The sequence below is a fragment of the Mesorhizobium sp. USDA 4413 genome, from assembly GCF_056280365.1.
Genome location: NZ_JBVPRP010000001.1, coordinates 3,471,752 through 3,493,356 on the forward strand (window position 1 = coordinate 3,471,752; position 21,605 = coordinate 3,493,356).

A 21,605-nucleotide genomic window follows, 5' to 3' on the forward strand; every position below is an offset into this window, starting at 1 on the left:
TGCGCAAGCTTCGGACCGGTTTCGCGTGCAACTGTAGTAGGAGTCGGCCGTGTCCCAAGCGGCAGGACCGAGCATAAGAATCGCCAACGGAGGCTGGATGAATATGGGCAAGGTAGTGGTGGTCACCTCGGGCAAGGGGGGTGTCGGCAAGACGACCTCGACGGCCGCGCTCGGCGCCGCCGTGGCCAAGACCGGCAAGAAAGTGGCGCTCGTCGATTTCGACGTCGGTCTGCGCAACCTCGACCTCATCATGGGGGCCGAGCGCCGCGTGGTGTTCGATCTGGTCAACGTCATCCAGGGCACGGCGAAGCTGTCGCAGGCGCTGATCCGCGACAAGCGGCTGGAGACGCTCTATCTGCTGCCGGCCTCGCAAACACGCGACAAGGACGCGCTGACCGAAGAGGGCGTCGCCGAAGTCATCGCAAGGCTGCGTTCGGTCTTCGACTATGTCTTCTGCGACAGCCCGGCCGGCATCGAGCGTGGCGCCCAGCTTGCCATGCGCTTCGCCGACGAGGCGGTCATCGTCACCAACCCGGAAGTGTCGTCGGTGCGCGATTCCGACCGCATCATCGGCCTGCTCGACGCCCGCACCATGAAGGCCGAGCAGGGCGAGCTGATCCAGAAGCACGTGCTGGTGACCCGCTACGACGCCGCCCGCGCCGCGCGCGGCGAGATGCTGTCGATCGATGACGTGCTGGAGATCCTCTCCACGCCGCTCTTGGGCATCATCCCGGAAAGCCAGGACGTGCTGCGCGCCTCGAACCTAGGCTCCCCGGTGACGCTGTCGGAGCCGATCAATTCCGCCGCGAAAGCCTATCTCGAAGCGGCAAGACGCCTGGAAGGCGAGGACCTGCCGGTGGTCGTCCCCTTCGAACGCAAGGGCTTCCTCGACCGGCTTCTCGGAAGGAGGGCCGCATGAGCATCCTCGACCTCTTCAAGCGGCGCACCAGCGCGCCGGTGGCGCGCGAGCGGCTGCAGCTGCTGCTCGCCTATGAGCGCCAAAGCCGCGGCCAGCCGGACCTCGTCTCCATCCTGCGCGAGGAGATCATGGCGGTCATCGCCAAGCATGTGCAGATCGACCAGGACTACCTCCAGGTCTCGATGGATCGCGGCGCGACCATGTCGACGCTGGAGATCGACATCCAGATCCCCAACAAGAGCGCCGTGCCGCTGGCGATGGCGGGGTAGGACGTGGATTCCTCTCCCCCGCCAAGAAACGGGGGAGAGGTGCCCCGCGCGGCGGGGCGGAGAGGGGCCTGCGCTAACGCTTCGTCATCCTCGGGCTTGATCCGAGGATCCATGCCGTGACCTTCGGCATAGAGTGCCGCGGTGCAGAATTCTAAGCATACCAACGGCTTAGCGTCACGGCATGGATCCGAGGGTCTGCGCGCGTCGCTTCGCTCCTTGCTCCGCCCTAGGATGACGAAGACGCCAAACGCCGCCCTACGCCCCTCACTCCGGCCGGTACAGCTCATCCATGCTGCGCGCAGCGAGCTCCGCGAAAGGCGCCTGCTTCTTCACCCGCCCATGGTCCAGGATCACCAGGTCGTCGCAGAACGAGATCGTCGAGTGGTGGTGGCTGATGACGATCGTGGTGCGGCGGCCGGCGCGTGATCTCAGCGTTTCCACGATCGCCGCTTCCGAAAGCCCGTCCACCGCGTTGGTGGCCTCGTCGAGGATCAGTATGTCGGGATCGCGCACTAGCGCACGGGCGAGCGCTATGCGCTGCCTTTGTCCGGCCGACAGGTTGACGCCGCGATAGCCGACGACCGTCTGGTAGCCTTGCGGCAGGCGTTCGATGAACTCATGCGCCTCGGCAAGCTCTGCCGCGCGCCGCGCTTCTTCCACGCTCGCCCTGTCCTTGCCATAGGTGATGTTGTCCAGGATGGTGCCGTCCACCAGTTCCAGTTCCTGGCTGGCCAAGGCGATATGCGCCCGCCAGGCGACCGGATCGATCTCGCCGAGCGCCGTGCCGTCGACGAGGATTTGTCCGCCGTCCGGCTCGACGAAGCGGCAGAGCAGGTTGACGATGGTCGTCTTGCCGGCGCCGGAGCGACCGATCAGCGCGGTGGAGCGGCCGCTTCTTATGTTGAAGCTCACCGCATGCAGCACCGCCGCGCGCTGCTCCTCATTGGCATAGCTGAAGCTCACGCCCTCGAAGGCGATTTTTTCGCTTAAAGTGGTGAAGGGCCGGCTGCCCTGCGGCGGCGCTGGCTTGCCCGTCGGGTCAAGCAGCCAGTTCACCTCGTCCAGGGAGCCGGAAAGCCCCTGCAGTTGGCTCCAGATCATCTGCAGCGCCCTGACATGCGGCTGCAGGCGGTAGAGCAGGATAAGGAAGGCGGCGACCAGCGGGAAGCTCAAGCCCGCCAGCCAGGCGCCGATCACGACCGCCAGGAACAGCATGGCGTGCAGTACTTCCGTGAGCGGTCCCAGCGCGCCCTGGCGGTTGGCAAGCTGGAAGGCCGCCCGGCGCACGCCGTCCGACGCCGTCTCGAATGCCGCTTTTTCGCGCTCTTCCTGGCCGAAGATGCGGATCAGTCGGCCGGCATGCACCAGATGCAGCATCCGCGAGGCCAAGGCGCTGTTGCGCGCCGTAACGCTGCGGCTGGGCGCCTGCAGACGCGCCGACAGCGCCATGTGCCCCCCTTGCACGAGCGCCAGCCCGATCATTACCAAAAGCGTCATCTTCCAGGAAAGCAGCAGAAGGAAGCCTAGCAGGATCAGTGCGGCCGAGGCGCTGACGATCGAGCCGAGCATTGCCTGGATGGCGTCGGAGGCACGCCAGGATTCATTGGAGATGATGTTGAGCAAGCGTCCTGGGCTCTCCTTCAGGAAGAAGGGATAGCCGACCTCAAGCAGCCGCCCCGCGAGCGCCGCGCGGATCGCCTGGCCCGCCTTGCCGTAGATATGGGCCGTGAGCACCGAATTGGCGAAGGCAAGCAGGTTCTTGAGCAAGATCGAGCCGAGTATCGCGGCCGCAATCGCGATCAACCGCTCGCGCTCGCCAAGCCCCGCGCCAACCTTTTGCAGCAGGGCCGAGAAACCTGCCATGCCGGCTGTGTCGCCATGCCCCATGATGATGCCGAGCAGCGGGATGATAAGGCCGATGCCGAAACCTTCGAGCGCTGCGCTTGCAAGCCCGAGCGCGACGACGATCGGCAGCAGGCCGAGCTGCCGGCGGCCGAGCGCCTGGCGCAGCATCGACAGCGTCGGCCACCCGTTCATGGCGCGCTTGCCTCCATCCCGGCCTCGGTCGTTTGCTGGGCGCTTCGCGCTTTTCGCGGCGGACGTCTGGCCAGCACCAGAAACGCGAATTTCGCCGCGCCCGCGAGGTTCATCAGAACGATGGGCCAGTGCGATAGACTGAGCTCGCCATCGAATCTGGGCCCGCCGGCAAGCTCGCGCAGAGCGGCGCGCGCGCCCCAGTAGAAATGTCGCAGCAGCCACGGCGCGCGACATAGATGCTTAAGGCAGAGCGCGCCGTTGCCGAAATGATAGTCGCGGTGCAGACCGTCGATCGCCTCGCGGTCGCGCCGGCCATGATGGTGGAAGATAGTCATGTCGGGCACATATTCCACCGCCATGCCGGCAAGCACCGCCCGCACCAGATAGTCGGTGTCCTCGGCCGAGCGGAGCGCTCCACCGGCGCCGAACCGTTCGTCGAAGGGGCCGATGCGGGCGGCGACGTCGCGGTGCATGGTCATGTTGCAGCCCAGCACGAAGCCGCCCGGATGGACGGTCGGCGTCAACCGTTCGCGCTTGTCGCAGCGCTTGATGGTGAAGGGCAGGTCGCGCGCGTCGCCGATCTCGACGCGGCCGCCGCGGATCAGCCATTTCTCTCCGCTCGCATAATGCCGCTCCAGGTCGACGAGGTAGCTGCTGTCGAGCCGGCAGTCGTCGTCGATGAACACCAGCACCCGCCCGCGTGCCCGCGCCAGCCCCGCATTGCGCGCCGCCGCCAGCCCAGGGCGAGGCTCCGAGATTGCGGTCAGCGCAATGTCCGAGGTCGCGGCGGCGGCTGAAAGATAACTGGCGGTGCCGTCGCGAGAGCCGTTGTCGACCACCACCAGCTCGGCGGTGAAGGCGGGATGCGCCCGGCAGGCGGCGTGGATCGAATCGACACAGGCCTCGAGCACCGCCGCCCGATCGCGCGTGCACACGATGAAGGAGACCTGCGGCCGCTGCCTGGGCCACGGAGGAGGGGGCAGGGCGGGGCGCAGGTGCCGCGGCAGCGGATGGCGTTCGGCGTTCATGCCACCCCCGTCCGGTAGGGCGCGAGCACCGATGCCGCCGGCGCGGATTTGAAGCGATAGGCAAGCCAGTCGGCGCATTTGCCGGCCCGCATCGAAGCCTGACTCAACCAGGGTGCCTGGGCGCCAGGGATGAGCGCGTATTTCTCGCGGCGGCGGATCACGTTCCATTTCCCCGTCAGCGTCAGCAATTCATGCGCCAGCGCCGGCCGCTCCTCGTCATTGACGAGCTGGTAGAGGAAATAGAACAGGTTGAGCGCGCCGGCCTCGAAGCTCGGCCTCGTCGTATCGGGAAGGGCGGCGATCCGCTCCTCAAGAGCACGGATGAAAGCCGCGGCCTGGGCCACGGTGTCGAAGGTGACGGTCTCGCCGATCGCGCGCAGGTTCGCGCCGTCTTCCGTCAGCCCCCCGCTCTCCAGATTCTCGCTGACAATTCTGAGATGCGTGCGCCGCATCTCCCTGGCGTGCCGGCTCGTCACGCTGCCGGGATGCAGGCGGTAGACGAGCAGGCTTTCCGGCATCAGCGCCGCCGGATAGCGCTCGGCCAGCCGCCGGAAGAGGTCGAAATCCTCGGCATGCCGATAGAAGCCGTCGTAGTGCAGGTCGGCCTCGCCGATGATCCGGCGATTGTAGACCACCGTCGGATGCATGAAGATCGTGAAGAATTTTGAGAGCACGGAGAGGTCGAGACGGAACACCGGATCGAGCCGTCCCTTGGCGACGCGGCCGTGCAGCAGCATATCGACGAGCGCGCCGCAGAAGCCGAGCTCGGGCCGGGCGGCAAACAGCGCCGCCTGGCGCGACAGCCGCCAGGGATAGGCGAAGTCGTCGGCGTCCATGCGCGCGACGAGCTCACCCTGCGCGATCGCCAGTCCCTCATTGAGGCTGGCGACAAGCCCACGGTTTTCGCGCGAGATAATGGAAACGCGACTGTCGTCCCGGCGGCAGCGGTCGAGGATCTCCAGCGACCGGTCGGTCGATCCGTCGTCGATGGCGATAAGCTCGAGCCGGCCGTAGTCCTGCCGCAGGATCGATTGTACCGCCGCGGCCACATAGGGCTCGGCATTGTAGACCGGCAAAAGCACGGAGATGAGGGGTGCCGCGTTCATGGCCCGCTCCGGTCCGTCGGCTGCAGATTGAGCGCCGGGGCGGTGCGCAACCTGCGCCCCTCGCTCGCGCCGCGCGGGCGCGATGGCTCGACATAGGGGAAATAGCGCTTGAGACCGTTGAGCGGCTTTTCGAAAAACGCCCAGGAGAGCGAGGCGACGATCAGCGTGGCGGCGCCCGCGACGAAGAACCGCCCCGGCCCCTGTTCCGAGACGTTGACCGGAATCCACGACTGGGCTCTGACGGTCAAGGCGAGAAGGATCGAATGATAGAGGTATACGCCGTAGCTGATGCGGCCAAGCCACAGCAGCGGCGGGAGTTCGGCCAGCCTGCCCGGCACGCCGCCGAGGCCGTTCGAGCACGCCGCGACGATTGCCAGCATTGGCACCAGCGGCAGCACCTGCACCAGGATCCAGCGAGGCCACTCCCAGGCGGAATTCGCCAGCCCGGGATCGGACCGGACCACGAGCAGGAACATCACCGCCAGGGCCGGCCAGCCGAGCCGCATCCATTGCGGCGCATCCGCGCCCCGGGCGCGGCGCACGGCAAGAAGGGCGCCGCAGCCAAGGGCGTCCATCGAGGCCGGCGGCAGCAGGTCGCGGGCAAGCGCCGGGCTGGCGGCAATCGGCACGTAGAACCGGTAGGCGAGCGAGAAGGTGATGACGCCGATGGTGATCGCCTCGATGCGCCGGCGCGGCGCGAGAAGCACGATCAGCGGCCAGACCAGGTAAAACTGCTCCTCGATGCTAAGACTCCAGAAATGGCAGAGCAGCCAGGGCGTCCAGTCGTTTTGCTGCGCATACCAGAAATTCGAGAGGTAGAGTGCATGCCAGGCGAACGATGGCCTGGATTGTTCCGAAGCCAGCCACACCACTCCCAGCACCGCGAAATAGGGTGGGAATATCCGGATCATGCGCCTGGCATAGAAGGAACGCAGCGCCGGCCCGGCGGCGAATGCACCGGTGTCACGCGCGTCCAGCAAAAGCCGGGTGATAAGGAAGCCGGAAAGCACGAAGAACAGCCTGACCCCGAGATGGCCGACGAATGACGAGCCGCCTGGAGCGAAGAAATGCGAGTAGAGCACCAGCGTCACCGCAACGCCCCGCAAGGCGTCGAGCTGGATGTCGCGCGCGTTCGCCATCAGCGGCATCCGCCGTATCGGTCGCGCCGCGCGGCAGGGATCGAGCAAACCTCGCCGCTGCGGGCCGACGACTCGCGGTCCGGGCCGGGGGCGCAATCCGTGCGGGCCAGCGGAATGCCCATCCGAGTCACAATAATGGCATCCTCCAACAGGCATGCCCCCGGCCCACGATTGTCTCGGCCGGATGTTGCGGCGCAACACACAATGCTTACGCCCATGAAACAAGATGTGATGTGGCGCTGTGACGGAAATAGTTGTGCCTTAAAAATATAATCAGAGATGTCCAATGGTCCTATTCAAGCGTCGGTAATTGGTCTGAGTTTTGGACAACATCAATCGCTGGGAGATGTCGGAAAGCTTCCAACCAACCGTAGCGAGTATGATGGGAAATATTGAGAGAAGGCTCGATCGAAACCGTAAGTTCTATGGAGAGCCTCTGTAAAAAACCTTGCTTTTCAAGCTCTTGTGCGGTGCAGCAGGCTCGCCCCCCGGTCGGTCGGAGCCGCTTGTCCCACCATTCGCCGCCTGCTGCCTCACGACGGCGCAGCCCCAAAGGCCTTATCTCCAATCCCGACAAGAGCAGGGAAATGGAGAGCAAGTGACGTCGACGCCGATTGCACGACCGGACGCTCACATGGGCACAATGCCGGTGCTTGGCCTGCTCGGCGCAATCCTGTCGGTGCAGATTGGCGCCGCTTTCGCCAAGGGCCTGTTCCCGGTGCTGGGGTCGGAAGGCACGACTATGCTGAGGCTCGCCATCGGCGCGCTGATGCTGGCGGCGGTGCTGAGACCTTGGAAGGTGCTGCCCTCGCGGAGAAACCTGCCTTGGCTCGCAGCCTATGGCGTCACGGTCTGCGCCATGAACATGCTGTTTTATGCCGCGCTCCAGCGCATTCCGCTCGGCATCTGCGTGGCGCTTGAATTCACCGGGCCGCTATTTGTCGCCACGCTCGGCTCCAGGCGCCTGCTCGACCTCGTCTGGGTGGCGCTGGCCGTCGTCGGCATCGTGCTTTTGTCGCCCTTTGCCGGTATCAGCCGCGGGCTCGATCCGCTGGGCGTGGCGCTGGCGCTCGCGGCGGGCGCCTGCTGGGGGCTCTACATCATCTTCGCGCAGAAGGCCGGCGCCGAGCTCGGCGTGCGCACCTCCGCCTATGGAATGGCGATCGCCGCGGTGCTGGCGCTGCCTTTCGGCTTCAGCGCCGCTCAAGCCTATCTCACCGACCCGCACATCATGGCGGGCGCGGCGGTGGTTGGCCTGTTCTCCAGCGCGCTGCCCTTCTATCTGGAAATGCTGGTGCTGGCCCGCATGCCGGCCAAGGTCTACGGCATGCTGGTCTGCCTGGAGCCGGCCGGCGGCGCGCTGACCGGCTTCCTGTTCCTGGCGGAGAAACTCAGTCTTTTGCAATGCGTGGGCATCGTCGCCGTCATTGCCGCCGCCTTCGGCGCGGCGGTTGCGGCGCGGCGGCCGGTGCCATTGCCGGCCTGAGCGCGTCCTGCGAACAGCCGCGAGCGCGAACTCGTTAACAGCTTGGTCGGCCTGGAAAAACTGATTCCAGAACGGAAGTGTTCGACCACATCCGGTGGCTGAAGTAAGACTTAGGTCCTACGACGAACTGAAATAGGTCCCAGTGGACAAGACAAGGGTCGTGGGCCACTTCCTAATGACCTGCTGATTGGGGATGCTTATGCTGCGACATTGCCGGTGGGGTAGCTCGGCCGACGGGCTGAAGGGCTGGCATGGGGAGAGCGGAATGCGCTTAAAGCGCAGTGGCTGCAGGCTGGTCTTGCGAGCGCTGACCGCGTTGGCGCTTATTGTCGCGCCTTTCAGTCTCTCCCTCGATGGCCCGGTCGTGACCAAAGCCTATGCCGGCAAAGGCGGCGGTGGAAACGGCGGCGGCAAGGGTGGTGGAAACAGTAACGGGGGCGGCAATAGCGGCAACGGCAACGGAGGCGGGAACAACGGCAACGGAAATAGCGGCAATTCCGGCTCGGCCGGTGGTTCCGGCTCGGCTGGCGGCTCGAATTCCGGCAATGGCGGCAACAACGGAAACGGTAATAGCGGCGGCAACAACGGAAACGGCAACAGCGGCGGCGACGACGGAAACGGCAACAACGGCAAGAACAACGGCGCCAGCGCGGCGAGCACAGCCGATGTCGATGATCATGTGAATGCCCTGACGGGCGACAAGGTCGAGGCCACCCGCACCAAAATTCAGGTCACGCACCGCAATGGAATGAAGGAGAAGATCGAGAACGGACGGTTCAGGATGGAAGACAAGTACGGACGCACCATCGTCGACCGCAAGGCCACCATGGCCGATCTCAATCGTCTGAAGAGTTTGTGAGAGCGAGGTTTTATCAAGATTAGATCTTAAGGGACCGAAGGTCAGCGCTGCAAAATCAGGTTGCCACCTTTTGCTTCGTCTCCTCGGTCCTGATCGTCTTGCGGTAGAAACCTGGCTACTCACCTTACCCCCGCCTTCGTGCGGGGGTAATTTTTTCTGCGCGGCGATGTTCGCCGCCTGCGACATTGGTCAGTCATGGCGGCGGAAATGGTCCGACCGGTCGGGGCATGGGTCGTGGGCCGCTTCCGTCTTCTGCCGGAATGTGAATTCTCGCCTGTGTCAAGATATCGGTTGCGCCTCGGCGTGCGCGAGCGGCGCTTCGGCATGTCGAAGCGGAACCGAACGAGGAGAAAAGATGCAAAACCTTCCTCTCAGCAAGCTCGTCTGGCTCGCCTTGCGCGCTTCGACCGCGCTTGCTCTCACCGTCGCGCCCTATCATCTGACGCTCGACGGCGCCAAGCTGGCCCCATCCGCCGCCTATGCGGAGAGCGAAGGTGGCGGCGGCGAAGGTGGCCATGGTGGCGGCGGCGATGGGGGTCATGACGGTGGCGGTGACGGCGGCCACGACGGCGGTGACCATGATGGTGGCGATCATGACGGCGGCGACCATGATGGCCACGGTGGCGATCACGATGGCGAGGGTGGCGGTCATGATGGCGGTGACGATGACGGAGCCGAACATGATCATGGTGAAACCGCCGACGATCAGGGTGATGACAATGATGATCAGGGCGAGAACGACGGCGCTGCGGCACCTTTGGTCGCGCCGAACTAGACCATGAAGGCGGCCAGGACATTCAGGATGGTCTGGTTGGTCCTGCGTGCCTCCAGCGCGCTGGCGCTGGCGCTTGCGCCATGGCACGTCACCCTTGATGGCGTGCCAGGGATCGCTGCTGCCACGGCCTATGCCGGCAACGGCAATGGCAATGGAGGCGGCAACGGGAACGGCAATGGAGGCGGGAACGGCAACGGCAACGGCGGCAATTCGGGCTCGGCCGGCGGCTCGAATTCCGGCAACGGTGGCAACAACGGCAACAGCAATGGTCAGGGCAACAGCAATGCCGGTGGCGACAATCCCAATGCCGGGCCGGGCAACAACAGCGGCAAGGGCAATACCAATCCCGGCACCAAGAACAGCTACACCAACGCCGCGACCGGCGACACCCTCTCGATCGACGGCGACAGGGTCACCGTGATTCATCGCAACGGCATGAAGGAGCAGGTCCAGAACGGCCGTTTCGAGATGAAGGACGCGCAGGGCCGCACCATCATCGAGCGGCAGGCGACGGAGGAGGACGTGTCGCGCCTGCTGAATTTGTGAAGCGACTGAGGAACTGAAGAATTGAAGAATTGAAGAAAGAGGGGGTAGGTCACCGTTTCCGCAGTTCCACAGTTTCCTCAGTTCTTCAGTTCTTCAATCCCCAATTCCCCATTCCCCAACTCCCCAATTCCCCAACTCCCTCAGTTCCTTTCCCTCGCCTCGTGCATCAGCAGCGCCGCCTCGGTGCGGTTGCGCACGTTGAGTTTAGCGAGCACCCTGGTCATGTGATGCTTGACCGTCTTCTCCTGCAGCGACAGCCGGGCGGCAACCTCCTTGTTGCTCAGCCCCTCCGCGACCAGCTTCAGGATTTCGGCCTCGCGGCCGGTGAGCTGGCTGAGCGGATCGGGCTTGCTGCCGGTGGGCTGCAAAAGGTCGGAAAGCAGCCTGGCCGAGAGGCTCGGCGATACGTAGCTCTGGCCGTTGGCGACGTCGCGCAGGATCTCGGCCAGCGCCTTGGAGCCGACGCCTTTCAGCACATAGCCGCGCGCGCCGGCCTTCAGCGCCTGGGCGACGTCAACATTGGTCTCCGAGACGGTGAGCATGACGATCTTCTGGTCGGGCATCGTTGAAAGGATGCTGGCGAGCGCGTTGAGGCCTCCGCCCGGCATGCTGATGTCGAGCAGGAGGATGTCGGGCGTGCTGGCGCGCGCCAGCCTTTCGGCGTCCTCGGCGCTGGCGCCTTCGCCCACGAGTTCGAAGCCGCCTATTTCGCCCAGGCTGCGCGCCACGCCCTCGCGAAACAGAGGATGGTCGTCGACTATTGCGATGCGGATGGACGTGCTCACGGTTGCTCCTCGACAGACAAAGTGATCACCAGTCTTGTTCCTCCCGGGCCGGTCAGCGTTTCGAACTGTCCGCCTATGCTTTCGATACGTTCCCTGAGTCCCGCAAGCCCAAGGCCCTCGCTTCGGGCCGGATCGAAGCCGGGGCCGGTGTCCACAACCTCGACGACGAGCTTGCCGCCTTTCGTCGTGGCTCTGACCTGCTGGCCCTTGCCCTTGCCGTGCCGGAAGGCGTTGTTCAAGCCTTCCTGCACGAAGCGATAGATGCTGATCTTTTCCGAGGTGCCGAGTTCCGGCAAGCGCTCGGGCAGGGTCAGCAACACTTTCGTGTCTGTCCGCCGCTCGTGCTCGGCCACCGCGAGCCGCAAAATGTCGGCAATGGCCTGCGTCTCGATCTGCGGTAGCACCAGCCCGTTGCAGATGCCGCGTATCTCGCGCATCGCTTCGCCGAGCGTCTTGTGGATGCCGGCGATCTCGGCCTCGCGCAGCGTGCTCGATGTGGTCGGATCGACCAGCACCGGGCTGTCCATCCTGAGCGCGGCGAGCGCTACCAGTTGCGCCGGCCCGTCATGCAGGTCGGCGCCGATGCGCCTCAGATACCGCTCGTTGATGGCGGTGGCGCGGCGCGAGGCGCGTTGCACGCGCTGGCGCAGCGACGAATTCTGCGCCAGAGCCGCCTGCAATTCGGAAACCTTGGCCTCGAGCGCAGCCTGTTGGGTGACGATGGTGCGGCTGCCGCGGAAAACAATGCCGGAGAGAAGCGCCAGCGCCGCCGCCGTGGCGCCCGCCACCACCAGCCATGTCCACAACAGGGCCGAGTGCAGCGATTCCTCGAAGTCGCCCGACAATTCGTAGAATTCGGTCACGGCCACGACCTCGCCCGACCAGGGCTCGCGCACCGGGTTGTAGATTTCGAGCAGCGGAACGCCCATTGACCGCTCCTTGTCGTCTTCCTCGTCTTCGAGCCTGTTGTATTTGACCATGACGTTGCCGGCGAAAGCGGCGATGAGGTTGGCGTTGGGCTTGATCTGCCTGCCAATAAGGGTGGCATCCTTTGAATAGAGAATCGTGCCGTCGTGCCGCCACAGCTTGAACGACACCAGCCTTTTCCCAAGCGCACCCTGGCCGAGCGTCTCGTCCAGCGCCCGCTTGACCGTGTCGTCGAGCTCCCGGCTCTTGCGCATGTCCGGCAGCAGCGGCGCGATCACGCTGTCGACATAGAGTGCGGTGGTCGCGGCGGAATTATGCATGACGCCGTCACGGATCTGCGATGTCACCCACAGCCCGACCACGAGCATCACGGCCAGAAGGCCGATACCGCCCGCGATCACGAATTGCCAGGCAAGCGAGAGCCCGCCCCAGATTCGTGCAAGACGTTTTAGATACCTCCCGAACATCGGCACCGCTCACCCGCCCGTCCAGGAGAGTATAGGTGAGGGCAGGCAATTGCGACACCGACCTTGGTCCGTGCCCGTAGGGAAGGTTAATGGCCGGCGATTTGCCGGCCGTATCGGCGGGCGGCTCCGATTCGCAGCCAGGGAAGGCTGCTCTGTTTCCCGACACCAAAAGTCCGCGCCACTCCTGTTGACGGGGCAGACGCGGGCCGGTTGCCACCTGATTTGGATCATCTCTTGCGCCCTGTGACGCCGAGACAACCATCATTGAGGCCCGAGGTCCATATCAAAAGACTTATCCTTCGGCGAGTACGGCGCCAAAGGCGGCCAATGCCGGCCGTCCAACAGTCGCCTGTCGTTCATTGTGGTCCCAATCATGTAGCGGTCCACCCATCGGATGACGCCGCTCGCCACCCCGCATCCCTGCCGGCTGCTCCATGCCGACATAGCCGCTGGAGTCGCAGCAAGATTTGCCCCCAAAAGAAGTCAGGACCAAGCTGTTGATGGGGCGAACAACCGCCGCCTATATAATCAGCTAAAACCTTGCGGGTCTTGGCAACGCATTATGGACGCCGGTACAAACAAGCAAAAAAGAAACCAGCGGTTGTCGATCTTTGAACTCGAGGCGCTGCGGGAAGCTTTCAGGCAGTCTGTTCGTGAGAACGATGTCGCGGAAGCGGAATGGGCCCAGCACGCCGAGCTTTTCGTCAAGAAAACATCGCAAAAAAGCGACCGTCTTACGCGGGCTTGACGCGTCGGGCGCTCCGGCGCCGGATGGATTTCATTGGCGCCGGCCGGTCGGACCATTGCGCTGGCGCATAGGACCTCAGCAACAATTGCAGGCGCAAGGCGAAACCGACAGTCTATTTCCTGCGCCGGCTCCCCCCAAGGAAACCCAATGGTCGGCGCGTCAGCCCGGCTTGCCTGTCAAAGAGCCGTACTCTTTCACCGCCAAGGCAAGCCGGGCTACCTCAATCACCGGTTTGGCATCCTCCCACGTTCACGCAGCCATGCCGGCTGAAGCACCTAAGCCGGCTTCGGCCAGAACAGCCGGGCGAGCGCCACCGCCCCCAGCGCCCAGAGCGCGATCACGAAGGCGAGCCCGGCCTTGCTCACCGGCTTCTCGCGTCGCATGGCCTCTTCGCGGAATTCCCGCATCAGATCGTCCGGGACCAGCTTCACCGCGAGCATGATGCCGACAGGCACGATCAGCAGGTCGTCCAGGTAGCCGATGATCGGGATGAAGTCCGGAATGAGGTCGACAGGGCTCAACGCATAGGCCGCGACGGCGCCCGCGGTGGCTTTTGCGTACCAGGGCACACGCGGATCGCGGGCGGCAATCCAGAGCGCTACTACGTCGCGCTTGATCTTGCGCGCCCACTTCTTTGCCGCATCGAGCATAGACATGCCGCCTATATACCGGCGCGCGGGTCTTCAGGCCATTTGGCGCTTAATGGCTCCGCCGCTCAGGCGCAATCCTTCAATTCCACAACCTCGACGCCGAGGCGGAAAGCCTGGCCGTCGGCATAGGAGCGCGCATGCTGCTCGGCTTCGAAGGGAAAGGTGAGCGTCGTGCCGTAGGCGGTGACGCGCACCGTCCACTTCTGGCCCCTGACGAGTTCAACGCCATGAAGCTTCGCCGTAACCATCTCGTCCTCCTCAGATGCGGCACTTCAGCGACATCCGCATAACGTCGCGAAAGTCATTTGAATACAAATAATCCGACCAAATCGTGTCGTTGCGGCGTCGATTCCGACATTTGACCGTTTGCGTCCGTGAAATGGTTCACCGACAGCAGCGCCTTTTTGCTGCCGGGCCGCAAAGGGGGCGGCACTGCCTGCCGGGAAGGGGGCGGCACTGCCTGCCGGGAACCGCGACGGTTCCGGCCGGGTTAGAGTCCTGGTTCACAAGGAGACGGTCATGATCCGCAAGCTGAAAACCGGCGAATATCGGCTCTATTCGCGTAAGGTCGATCCCAGGACCGGCAAGCGCCGCAATCTAGGAACCTTTAAATCGCGCGAAGCCGCGCAAAAGCACGAACGCGAAGTGCAATATTTCAAGCGCCATTAAGCAGCTTCACGATTTGACGGCGCAAGGGCGCGCGAAGAGGGGCCGTGAGCCGCTTGTTCAGCCATGTGGTGTCGGCGGCGTGCGAGGGCGCGGGTGGCCAGGCACGTTGGAGCCGATATGGTCGAGGTCGCAACGTCGCGTGATCATCTCGACCGACTTGGTGTCGACGCTCACGCGCCCCAGCACCTGCACGGTCGTACGGCCGAGGTCCTCATCGACATGGACGACCTCTCCCTCGAACCTGAGCTTGTCGCCCACTTTGGCGTTGGGCTCGACCATCGAATAATTATGGCTATCGCCGTCGAGCGTCAGCATCACGCGGTCCTTGACGCGCTCCGTCACCGTCGCGACCACCGCCACCCTGTCCCCTATTTCCACAACGGGCCGTATCATTTCGGCCTCCTTTCTGCTCCGTGCGATTGTTGGCTGGAGCCCATTGGCTGGCGACACGGCGGGTGCCGGCAGCTACTGAAATTAACGGGAAAACAAGTGTTTGGTTGCCTCCGGGCTGCCGGCCGCCGCGGTCCGGCCGCTCACATGAAGCCAGGATTTCGCGGCAGATACTGCATGGAGTCGCGATGGCCGGGTGATGCCATAACGGCATCGGAAAGGTGATGCGCATGTGTTGATCGGCGCAAGACCGAGCGCGCTCTCGCATATGCCTTCGTCTTGCCCCCTGATTGCTGTGGCGCGGAACCACCCGGGCCGCCAGATGTTGCTTTTGATCACAAACGACAACAGGGATGGCACATGGTAGCGCCACGCGCGGTTTGGAAGGGTTTTTTGAAGGTCGGGTCGGTCTCGTGCGGGGTCAAGCTGGTTGGCGCGACCAGCGAAACCGGAAAGGTTCATTTCAAGATCCTGAACCGCAAGGACGGCTTGCCTGTGAGAAGCGCTTATGTCGACGAGCAGACCGGCGATGTCGTCGAGACCGAGGATCAGACCAAGGGCTTCGAGTTGGAAAAGGATGATTTCATCGAGATCGAGCCCGACGAGATCAAGAAGCTGAAGCTTACTTCGGCGCATACGCTGGAGGTCGACGAGTTCGTCGCCTTGGATGACATCGATGCTCGCTATCTGGAAAAGCCCTATTACCTCATTCCCGCTGACGGCGCCGCCCTGGAAGCCTTCAGCGTGCTGCGCGAAGCGATGAAGGAGAAGCGGGTCGCTGCAAGGTCCTGCGTGGTGCTCTACCAGCGCGGCCGCGAGGTGGTGATCCAGCCTTTCGGCAAGGGCATGCTTCTCACCGAACTGCGCACCCACAACGAGATGGTTTCGGAGAAAAGCGTCTTCGAGGATCTGAAGTCGCCGAAATACGACAAGGACCTGCTGGAGATCGCCGAGCTCCTGATCGACAAGAAGGTAACGAAGTTTGACCCGTCGAAATTCCAGGACACTTATGAGGATGCGCTTATCGCGATGATCGATGCCAAGCGCAAGGGCAAGAAGCTGCCGAAGGCCGCACCCACGCCGAAGGAAAACGTCATCGATCTGGCTGCGGTGCTGAAGAAGAGCCTCGCCAAGGAAGGCATCAAGGCCCCGTCCAAGGCGAAGCCCGTCCGCAAGTCTGCCTGATCAAGACTGAGATAATCGTCCAAGCCGGGATCGATCGATGCCAAGCGCAAGGGCAAGAAGCTGCCGAAGGCCGCACCCACGCCGAAGGAAAACGTCATCGATCTGGCTGCGGTGCTGAAGAAGAGCCTCGCCAAGGAAGGCATCAAGGCCCCGTCCAAGGCGAAGCCCGTCCGCAAGTCTGCCTGATCAAGACTGAGATAATCGTCCAAGCCGGGATCGCCGGGTAATCCGTTCGCTTCAGGTGGAGCTGCGATGCATCGCTTGCTGCATCCTACCCTGGAGGATAGGATGGTTGCATGACGATCCACAGCTCCCATCCCGATATCATCGCCCGACTCAAGCGCGCGCACGGCCATCTCGCCGCCGTGCTTACTATGTTCCAGCAGGGCCGCTCCTGCCTCGATCTCGCGCAACAGCTCCATGCCGTCGAAAGCGCCGTCGGCAATGCCAAGCGCGAACTGATCCACGACCATATGGAGCATTGCCTGGTCGAAGGCGGCGAGCCGACCAGGGATACGCTCAAGGAGCTGAAGCAGCTCACCAAATATCTGTGAGGCGTTCGATGTGGGGAAAAGTTCTGGACTGGTTCGGCTTCGGCGCGCATGGACATCACCATGACCGGCATGACCATGACGGACATGACCATGGCGGTCATGGCCACGACCGTTACGGACCGCACGGTCACACGCATGGCGTGATCGATGCCACCATCGTCACCACCGATCGCGGCATCTGGGCGATCAAGTGGTCGTTCGCGATCCTGGCGATCACCGCCGCCTTGCAAATCGTCGTCGTCATCGCCTCGGGCAGCGTGGCGCTGTTTGCCGATACCATCCACAATATCGCCGACGCGACCACGGCCATTCCGCTGTGGATCGCTTTCGTGCTGGCGCGGCGCAAGCCGACCCGCACCTTCACCTACGGCCTCGGCCGGGTCGAGGACCTGGCCGGCATCATCATCGTGCTCATCATCCTGGCGAGCGCGCTTGTGGCCGGATATGAAGCCGTCAACCGCCTGTTCAACCCGCGGCCGGTCCAGTTCCTGGGTTGGCTTGCGGCGGCCGGCGTGATCGGCTTCCTCGGCAACGAGGCGGTGGCGGTGTTCCGCATCCGCGTCGGCCGCCAGATCAACAGCGCGGCCCTGATCGCCGACGGCTATCACGCCCGCACCGACGGGCTCACCAGCCTTGCCGTCGTTGCTGGCGCGGTCGGCGTCTGGCTCGGTTACCCTTCAGCCGATCCGGTCATCGGCCTCATCATCACGGTCGCCATCTTCGGCATCGTCTGGCAATCGGCGCGCTCGGTGCTGACGCGCATGCTGGACGGTGTCGAGCCCGGCCTTGTCGGCGAGATTCACCACGCCGCAGAGCATGTCGCCGGGATCGAGAAGGTGACCGACGCCAAGGCCCGCTGGCTCGGCCACAAGCTGCATGTCGACGTGGAGATCGCAGTCAATGACGGGCTGCTGCTCGCCGCCGCGAACAATATCGCTGAAACCCTCAAGGCCGAACTGTTCGCGCACATTCCCGCGCTCGACGTCGCCACGGTGCGCTTTGCCGAGCCAAAGACGGAAGGCGGCCACCATCATGCGCCCGATCCGTTCCTGGTCTCGGGCAAGCTGGCCAGCGGTCTGCTCGAAATCGTCGACACGCCGCAAGGCGAGCGCATGCGGCTGCGCCTATCGCGTCACGCCGAGGGTCTGCGGGCGAACGTCGCTATCGAAAGGGCGGACGGTGCGGTCGAAAGCCTGCCGCTGTCGCCGGTCGGCGGCGATCACCACTATCTGCAAAGCCTGGTCGCCCCGGCCGAGCCGCACGAGTTCAGCGCCAGGCTGCAACTGGTTGCGGGTCCCGACAGCGAGGATCTGCCTTTCGCCATGGCCGAGCCGGAAGGGCATCACCATGAGCACGCGCACGCGTGATGTAGGCGATATTTGAGTGCCGGCGCGAATCCAACTGACGTTATCGCGACACAGGGCGCGCAGCGCAGATGTCTGCCTTCCGCCTCGCAGCTCGGCTGTTCGACGCCAAACGGACCAACGTAGCTGCCCTTCGGAATCACGAAACGACCGCGTGAAAGTCAGCTGCCCGTCCTCGAATCCGGGAGCCGGACAATGGCCGATGCGTACGCCGGTGCGCAGCGCCCGGCTAAGCTGTGCGGGTCCGCGGCCCGCCGAAGATCACCCAACTGGCCCCGATCAGCGCTGCAACGGTGGCAAGCAGCACCGCCAGGCTCGGCAGGTGGAAGAACATATCCCGCCAGCGCGGTTCGACGACCGCGCCGGTGCTGAAGGCCTCGCCGCTATACTGGCAAAGGATCCAGGATGCGCCGCTGCGCACCATCTCGGCATCGATGTCGGAGATCAGAGCTTTGGCCTCGCGCTCGGCTGACACCATCGTCGCCATATGGGTGAGCAGCGCCTTGGCGGTGGCGAGATAGGCGTGGCTGCATTCGTTGAACGGGCTTTCCTCGTCGCTAAGGCTGCTCGGCATCAGGCCCCAGAGGCAGTAGGTGAACTGCAGATTGCCGTGATTATAGAGCCGTCTGAAGGTCGGATCGGTCGCGGTCTGGCGCTGGGCAAGGTCCAGGATATCGCCGCGATAGCGCGCGATCACCGCCATCTGGCCGTGGGTCAGGCTGGGGATCTGGATGCCGGGGGGAGGCGGGGCCGAGGACCCGTTATGCGCTTGCGCGGATGTGGCCAGAATGACCAGCAGGGTGGTCGCCAAAAAGAAATTGGCCGCCAGGGCATGAGACCATGGCAGCCAACGCATCGGATTTCAGGCGTAGCGGCGTGTTCTGCTGCGCTGGTCGCGCACTGCGACCACCCGCTCGGCAACAGCGCCGAAGCCGAGCCCGACGACGGTCCACAGCACCAGTTGGATGCCGAGCGAGGCGATGCGGAACTGCCAGAGCACCGTCGCCGAGAAGTTCTCCGGCACTTCATTAATGTCGGGCAGGGCCGCCTTCACCAGCGCGAAGACGACGAGGAAAGCGAGGCCCGCGACGATCGAGGCGTTCCAGGCGCCGAGCCGGTTCCATAGCCGCTGCGCCAGCCCGACCGCCGCCACCATCGCCGCGATCGAGACCACGATCATGATGAAGAACAGCTCGGTGCGGTAGCCGATGGTCTCGGCATTGCCGACCGCCGGCGGGTTCGCGGGGTATTTCAGGCTGGGAACCACGATCACGGCAAGGAAGCCGAGCAGCGCGATGAGCGCCGAAGTGCCGCGCGGACTGAGCGAGCCCAGGCGGCCATAAGCATAGGCGAAGACCAGCGAGAACAGTCCGCCGAGGGCGGCGCCATAGACCAGCACGCCTGTCGCCAGGCCAATGCCGGCTTGCGTGGCGCGGCTGACCATCTCGGGTTCCGGCGCCTCGCCGGCGGCCTGGGCCTGCTGTTCCTCGAAGGCGATCGCCTTGTCGACCTGCGGCTCGCCATAGACGCGGGCGAAGGCGAATGCCAGAATCCCCGCAACCAGCCCGACAAGCATGCCGCGCAGCAAAAGTTTTCCAACCATGTCCAAGAACCCTTTGTCGAAAGCGGGTTCAGCGATGCTGAACCGCTTCAGTGGCAGGGGAAGCCCAGCAGGTGACGGCCGTCATGCACGAATTCGTGCACCGCCGTGCCGCGGATCAGCGAGGTGGCGCCTTCTTCCGCACCGACGAAATAGATCGCCATCATCAGCATCAGGCCCGCGAAGATGGCCCAGGGCAAAAGCTCGCGAACCGGAATCGCAACCGGACCGTAGCTGGGGGCGAAGGTGGTGTCGGACATATTGACCTCCCGTGGGATACTGCGTCCCGTTGATCGAACAATGCTGCGGAATAAGGCCTGACTTTCGGCTGGTGCCGATCACAGTGGCGCGACCGTGCCGGATTCGCACCGGCTTCCAATCCCGTATAGCGCTAAAACACTTGTCAGCACTTCGTTCGCCTGTCAACGACATGTAATGGCCAAGGCGGCTTCGCGCGGCCGAAATTTCACTGGGCCACGGAGTTTTGGGATGCTCGCCCGCCTGACGATGATCGCAAGCGGCGCGACGCAGGCCACGCGCAAGGGCCGGTTTCCGAACGACGAAGCGCTGGAGCCGAGAGCCCTCGATCGCGCCGGCTCGCTGGCCGCTTCGCTGCGCCGCGCCGATCGCATCTGGACAAGCCCGGCGCTTGCAGCGCGCCAGACGTCCGACGCGCTCGGCCTCGAGGCAACCGTCGAGCCGCTGCTTGCCGAGCAGGATTTCGGGCGCTGGGCCGGCAAAGGTTTCGAGGAGGTGCGGGCGGAAGATCCAGAAGGCATGGCGGCTTGGCTTTCCGATCCGGACGCAGCACCCCACGGCGGCGAGTCGCTTGCCGCGGTCGCCCTCCGTGTCGAGGCGCTGATCGAGCGCCTGGCCGGCGCAAGCGGCCACACCGTTGCGCTAACCCATGCCGTGCCGATCCGCGCCGCCATGGTGCATGTGCTGGGCGCGCCGCTCTCCGCGGTCTGGAAAATCGACATCGAGCCGCTGTCGCTCACCGAATTCCGCAGCGACGGCCGCCGCTGGGTGCTGCATACGAGCGGCATGGTCGTCGGCGCGAAATAGCGCCGGGAAAGCGGTTACCTGGCGACGAGCGGCCGCCGGCGAAGACGAACTTCGCCATTTCAGCGATCGCTAACGGAACGGAAACGCCTCGCTGCTATGGTGCTGTCTCGCGGCGAGGAGAGCCTTGCCCGAGGAGTCCGTCGCCTATGGCCGATTATCCCGAGATCGAGCGCCGTCTTCATGTGCGCGAATTCGTACTCAAGGAGGCCACCATCATTGCCAATGGCGTTCGGATCGGCTGCTCGCTCAGGAATCAGCACGAGCAGGGTGCGGAATTGCGCGTGGCCGCCGATATGGACGTCCCGGAACGCTTCCTGCTAGAGGTTCCGGCCGACGATACGGCCTATCGCGCACTGGTTCGGTGGCGGCGCAACGACCGCGTTGGCGTGGCGCTCTACAGCAACGCGCCGAAGGACTGACGCGCGGCCATCTCACCCATTCATCCCTTGATCCGATGTGCGACCCGGCACATTCGAAAGCTCAACAGCAGCCGCTCGCTCCGCAGCATGGCTGGCTGGCGGCTGCCTGTTCCTTCAGCCAGCGGTCGCGCGGCTTGCAGCTTGCCGGCCGTGGCGTCAGCTCGACCTCGATGAGGTCGCCAACGATCCTTGGCTGAGCCGCCCGGTGCAATTCCATGGGGCGGACGCCGTCACTGACCTCGAAAGTCAGCTTCGCCGCCCGATCGAGAGCGACATGGTCCGAAACTTTGCGGATGATCGCGGTAAACTTGCCGGCTGGCATGTGGACCGGCCCGCCTTCGTTCACGTCCCATAACTGGACGAAGATTTCCGACCATGATTCCGGATTTGCTTCGCAATCCAGCGCCGCGAACTGTCCCGCCTTCACCTCGGTGACGTGGTAGCCCGGCTTTACCGGTCGTCCATCATAGCGAAACACCAACGGCCTGTCCTTGTGATCAGCCAGCGCCGCTAGCAGATCGCCGATGGTCAGGTCGGAGGGGTCGATTGGGGCGACGTTTTTCCGGTTGTCAGAAGAGAGCATGTCGGCTATTCCTCATTCATCATTTCAATATTTCA

26 protein-coding genes and 1 riboswitch are annotated in these 21,605 nt (G+C 64.1%); of the genes, 13 read left to right on the forward strand and 13 right to left on the reverse strand.

Annotation, left to right across the window (positions count from 1 at the left end):
- Window positions 1–103: 103 nt before the first annotated feature.
- Entirely contained in the window at window positions 104–919 is an 816-nt protein-coding gene (gene minD / locus ACVMIM_RS16700) for a septum site-determining protein MinD (RefSeq protein WP_041001688.1), read from the forward strand.
- The gene (gene minE, locus ACVMIM_RS16705; protein WP_040973218.1) at window positions 916–1,188 is read left to right on the forward strand and encodes a cell division topological specificity factor MinE; all 273 of its coding nucleotides are present in this window, start codon (window positions 916–918) and stop codon (window positions 1,186–1,188) included. The genes minD and minE overlap by 4 nt, the downstream gene beginning before the upstream one ends.
- Window positions 1,189–1,452: 264 nt before the next feature.
- On the opposite strand, the gene ACVMIM_RS16710 is transcribed toward minE, so the two are convergent.
- From ACVMIM_RS16710 to ACVMIM_RS16725, 4 genes are read right to left on the reverse strand one after another with little or no spacing between them, the layout of a single operon-like run.
- A complete protein-coding gene (locus ACVMIM_RS16710) occupies window positions 1,453–3,225 on the reverse strand; it encodes an ABC transporter ATP-binding protein (protein WP_476113297.1) in 1,773 nt (590 codons plus the stop codon).
- On the reverse strand, window positions 3,222–4,253 hold the full coding sequence (locus tag ACVMIM_RS16715) for a glycosyltransferase family 2 protein (protein ID WP_476113298.1): 1,032 nt from the start codon (window positions 4,251–4,253) through the stop codon (window positions 3,222–3,224). The genes ACVMIM_RS16710 and ACVMIM_RS16715 overlap by 4 nt, the downstream gene beginning before the upstream one ends.
- Window positions 4,250–5,359 carry a glycosyltransferase family 2 protein gene (locus tag ACVMIM_RS16720; protein WP_476113300.1) on the reverse strand — a complete coding sequence of 370 codons (1,110 nt, stop codon included), beginning with the start codon at window positions 5,357–5,359 and terminating at the stop codon, window positions 4,250–4,252. Before ACVMIM_RS16720 ends, ACVMIM_RS16715 begins: the two co-directional genes overlap by 4 nt.
- Window positions 5,356–6,498 (reverse strand): acyltransferase family protein, encoded by a 1,143-nt coding sequence (locus ACVMIM_RS16725; protein WP_476113302.1) that lies wholly within the window; start codon window positions 6,496–6,498, stop codon window positions 5,356–5,358. The genes ACVMIM_RS16720 and ACVMIM_RS16725 overlap by 4 nt, the downstream gene beginning before the upstream one ends.
- A gap of 634 nt (window positions 6,499–7,132) precedes the next feature.
- On the opposite strand from ACVMIM_RS16725, the gene ACVMIM_RS16730 reads away from it, so the two are divergent.
- From ACVMIM_RS16730 to ACVMIM_RS16745, 4 genes are all read left to right on the forward strand, one after another.
- Entirely contained in the window at window positions 7,133–7,984 is an 852-nt protein-coding gene (locus ACVMIM_RS16730; RefSeq protein WP_476113303.1) for an EamA family transporter, read from the forward strand.
- A gap of 265 nt (window positions 7,985–8,249) precedes the next feature.
- Entirely contained in the window at window positions 8,250–8,843 is a 594-nt protein-coding gene (locus ACVMIM_RS16735) for a hypothetical protein (protein WP_476113305.1), read from the forward strand.
- A 355-nt stretch (window positions 8,844–9,198) separates the two neighbouring features.
- Entirely contained in the window at window positions 9,199–9,618 is a 420-nt protein-coding gene (locus tag ACVMIM_RS16740; protein WP_476113306.1) for a hypothetical protein, read from the forward strand.
- Between the two features lie 27 nt (window positions 9,619–9,645).
- Complete coding sequence (locus tag ACVMIM_RS16745; protein ID WP_476113308.1) at window positions 9,646–10,164, forward strand: hypothetical protein; 519 nt, start codon at window positions 9,646–9,648, stop codon at window positions 10,162–10,164.
- A 140-nt stretch (window positions 10,165–10,304) separates the two neighbouring features.
- Here the strand turns inward: ACVMIM_RS16745 and ACVMIM_RS16750 are convergent, their stop codons facing one another.
- Both ACVMIM_RS16750 and ACVMIM_RS16755 read right to left on the reverse strand, forming a co-directional pair.
- Window positions 10,305–10,949, reverse strand: a complete 645-nt coding sequence (locus ACVMIM_RS16750; RefSeq protein WP_041001673.1) for a response regulator — start codon at window positions 10,947–10,949, stop codon at window positions 10,305–10,307.
- Window positions 10,946–12,343 carry a sensor histidine kinase gene (locus ACVMIM_RS16755; RefSeq protein ID WP_476113310.1) on the reverse strand — a complete coding sequence of 466 codons (1,398 nt, stop codon included), beginning with the start codon at window positions 12,341–12,343 and terminating at the stop codon, window positions 10,946–10,948. The genes ACVMIM_RS16750 and ACVMIM_RS16755 overlap by 4 nt, the downstream gene beginning before the upstream one ends.
- Before the next feature lie 394 nt (window positions 12,344–12,737).
- Here ACVMIM_RS16755 and ACVMIM_RS16760 point away from each other — a divergent pair, with 394 nt between their 5' ends.
- Entirely contained in the window at window positions 12,738–13,091 is a 354-nt protein-coding gene (locus ACVMIM_RS16760) for a hypothetical protein (RefSeq protein WP_476113312.1), read from the forward strand.
- Window positions 13,092–13,366: 275 nt separating this feature from the next.
- On the opposite strand, the gene ACVMIM_RS16765 is transcribed toward ACVMIM_RS16760, so the two are convergent.
- Window positions 13,367–13,747 carry a YkvA family protein gene (locus ACVMIM_RS16765; protein WP_476113314.1) on the reverse strand — a complete coding sequence of 127 codons (381 nt, stop codon included), beginning with the start codon at window positions 13,745–13,747 and terminating at the stop codon, window positions 13,367–13,369.
- A gap of 59 nt (window positions 13,748–13,806) precedes the next feature.
- Window positions 13,807–13,989, reverse strand: coding sequence for a hypothetical protein (locus ACVMIM_RS16770; protein ID WP_041001663.1), 183 nt, complete (start codon window positions 13,987–13,989; stop codon window positions 13,807–13,809).
- 271 nt (window positions 13,990–14,260) lie between these two features.
- Here ACVMIM_RS16770 and ACVMIM_RS16775 point away from each other — a divergent pair, with 271 nt between their 5' ends.
- Window positions 14,261–14,410: a hypothetical protein gene (locus ACVMIM_RS16775; protein ID WP_476113316.1), complete on the forward strand. Its 150-nt coding sequence runs from the start codon at window positions 14,261–14,263 to the stop codon at window positions 14,408–14,410.
- A 57-nt stretch (window positions 14,411–14,467) separates the two neighbouring features.
- Here ACVMIM_RS16775 and ACVMIM_RS16780 read toward each other — a convergent pair whose 3' ends face one another.
- Entirely contained in the window at window positions 14,468–14,803 is a 336-nt protein-coding gene (locus ACVMIM_RS16780) for a hypothetical protein (RefSeq protein ID WP_476113318.1), read from the reverse strand.
- Window positions 14,804–15,160: 357 nt separating this feature from the next.
- Between ACVMIM_RS16780 and ku the strand changes: the two genes are divergently transcribed.
- From ku to ACVMIM_RS16795, 3 genes are all read left to right on the forward strand, one after another.
- Complete coding sequence (gene ku, locus ACVMIM_RS16785; RefSeq protein WP_476113319.1) at window positions 15,161–15,985, forward strand: non-homologous end joining protein Ku; 825 nt, start codon at window positions 15,161–15,163, stop codon at window positions 15,983–15,985.
- Between the two features lie 296 nt (window positions 15,986–16,281).
- Window positions 16,282–16,539 carry a metal-sensing transcriptional repressor gene (locus tag ACVMIM_RS16790; protein WP_476113321.1) on the forward strand — a complete coding sequence of 86 codons (258 nt, stop codon included), beginning with the start codon at window positions 16,282–16,284 and terminating at the stop codon, window positions 16,537–16,539.
- A gap of 8 nt (window positions 16,540–16,547) precedes the next feature.
- A complete protein-coding gene (locus tag ACVMIM_RS16795; protein ID WP_476113323.1) occupies window positions 16,548–17,906 on the forward strand; it encodes a cation diffusion facilitator family transporter in 1,359 nt (452 codons plus the stop codon).
- Between the two features lie 226 nt (window positions 17,907–18,132).
- On the opposite strand, the gene ACVMIM_RS16800 is transcribed toward ACVMIM_RS16795, so the two are convergent.
- Genes ACVMIM_RS16800 through ACVMIM_RS16810 form a run of 3 tightly spaced genes read right to left on the reverse strand, consistent with a single transcriptional unit; the run spans window position 18,133 to window position 19,763 of the window.
- Window positions 18,133–18,759 carry a hypothetical protein gene (locus ACVMIM_RS16800; protein ID WP_476113324.1) on the reverse strand — a complete coding sequence of 209 codons (627 nt, stop codon included), beginning with the start codon at window positions 18,757–18,759 and terminating at the stop codon, window positions 18,133–18,135.
- Between the two features lie 6 nt (window positions 18,760–18,765).
- On the reverse strand, window positions 18,766–19,506 hold the full coding sequence (locus ACVMIM_RS16805; protein ID WP_476113326.1) for a CbtA family protein: 741 nt from the start codon (window positions 19,504–19,506) through the stop codon (window positions 18,766–18,768).
- Between the two features lie 47 nt (window positions 19,507–19,553).
- Window positions 19,554–19,763, reverse strand: a complete 210-nt coding sequence (locus tag ACVMIM_RS16810) for a CbtB domain-containing protein (RefSeq protein ID WP_476113328.1) — start codon at window positions 19,761–19,763, stop codon at window positions 19,554–19,556.
- A riboswitch (adenosylcobalamin (AdoCbl) riboswitch) is annotated at window positions 19,764–19,907 on the reverse strand. It lies immediately after the preceding gene.
- Window positions 19,908–19,992: 85 nt separating this feature from the next.
- Here ACVMIM_RS16810 and ACVMIM_RS16815 point away from each other — a divergent pair.
- Together ACVMIM_RS16815 and ACVMIM_RS16820 are read left to right on the forward strand one after the other, a co-directional pair.
- Window positions 19,993–20,568, forward strand: a complete 576-nt coding sequence (locus tag ACVMIM_RS16815; protein WP_476113330.1) for a histidine phosphatase family protein — start codon at window positions 19,993–19,995, stop codon at window positions 20,566–20,568.
- A 146-nt stretch (window positions 20,569–20,714) separates the two neighbouring features.
- Window positions 20,715–20,987 carry a PilZ domain-containing protein gene (locus ACVMIM_RS16820; protein ID WP_278050055.1) on the forward strand — a complete coding sequence of 91 codons (273 nt, stop codon included), beginning with the start codon at window positions 20,715–20,717 and terminating at the stop codon, window positions 20,985–20,987.
- A 61-nt stretch (window positions 20,988–21,048) separates the two neighbouring features.
- On the opposite strand, the gene ACVMIM_RS16825 is transcribed toward ACVMIM_RS16820, so the two are convergent.
- Complete coding sequence (locus ACVMIM_RS16825; protein WP_476113332.1) at window positions 21,049–21,570, reverse strand: DUF6428 family protein; 522 nt, start codon at window positions 21,568–21,570, stop codon at window positions 21,049–21,051.
- Window positions 21,571–21,605 lie beyond the last annotated feature (35 nt).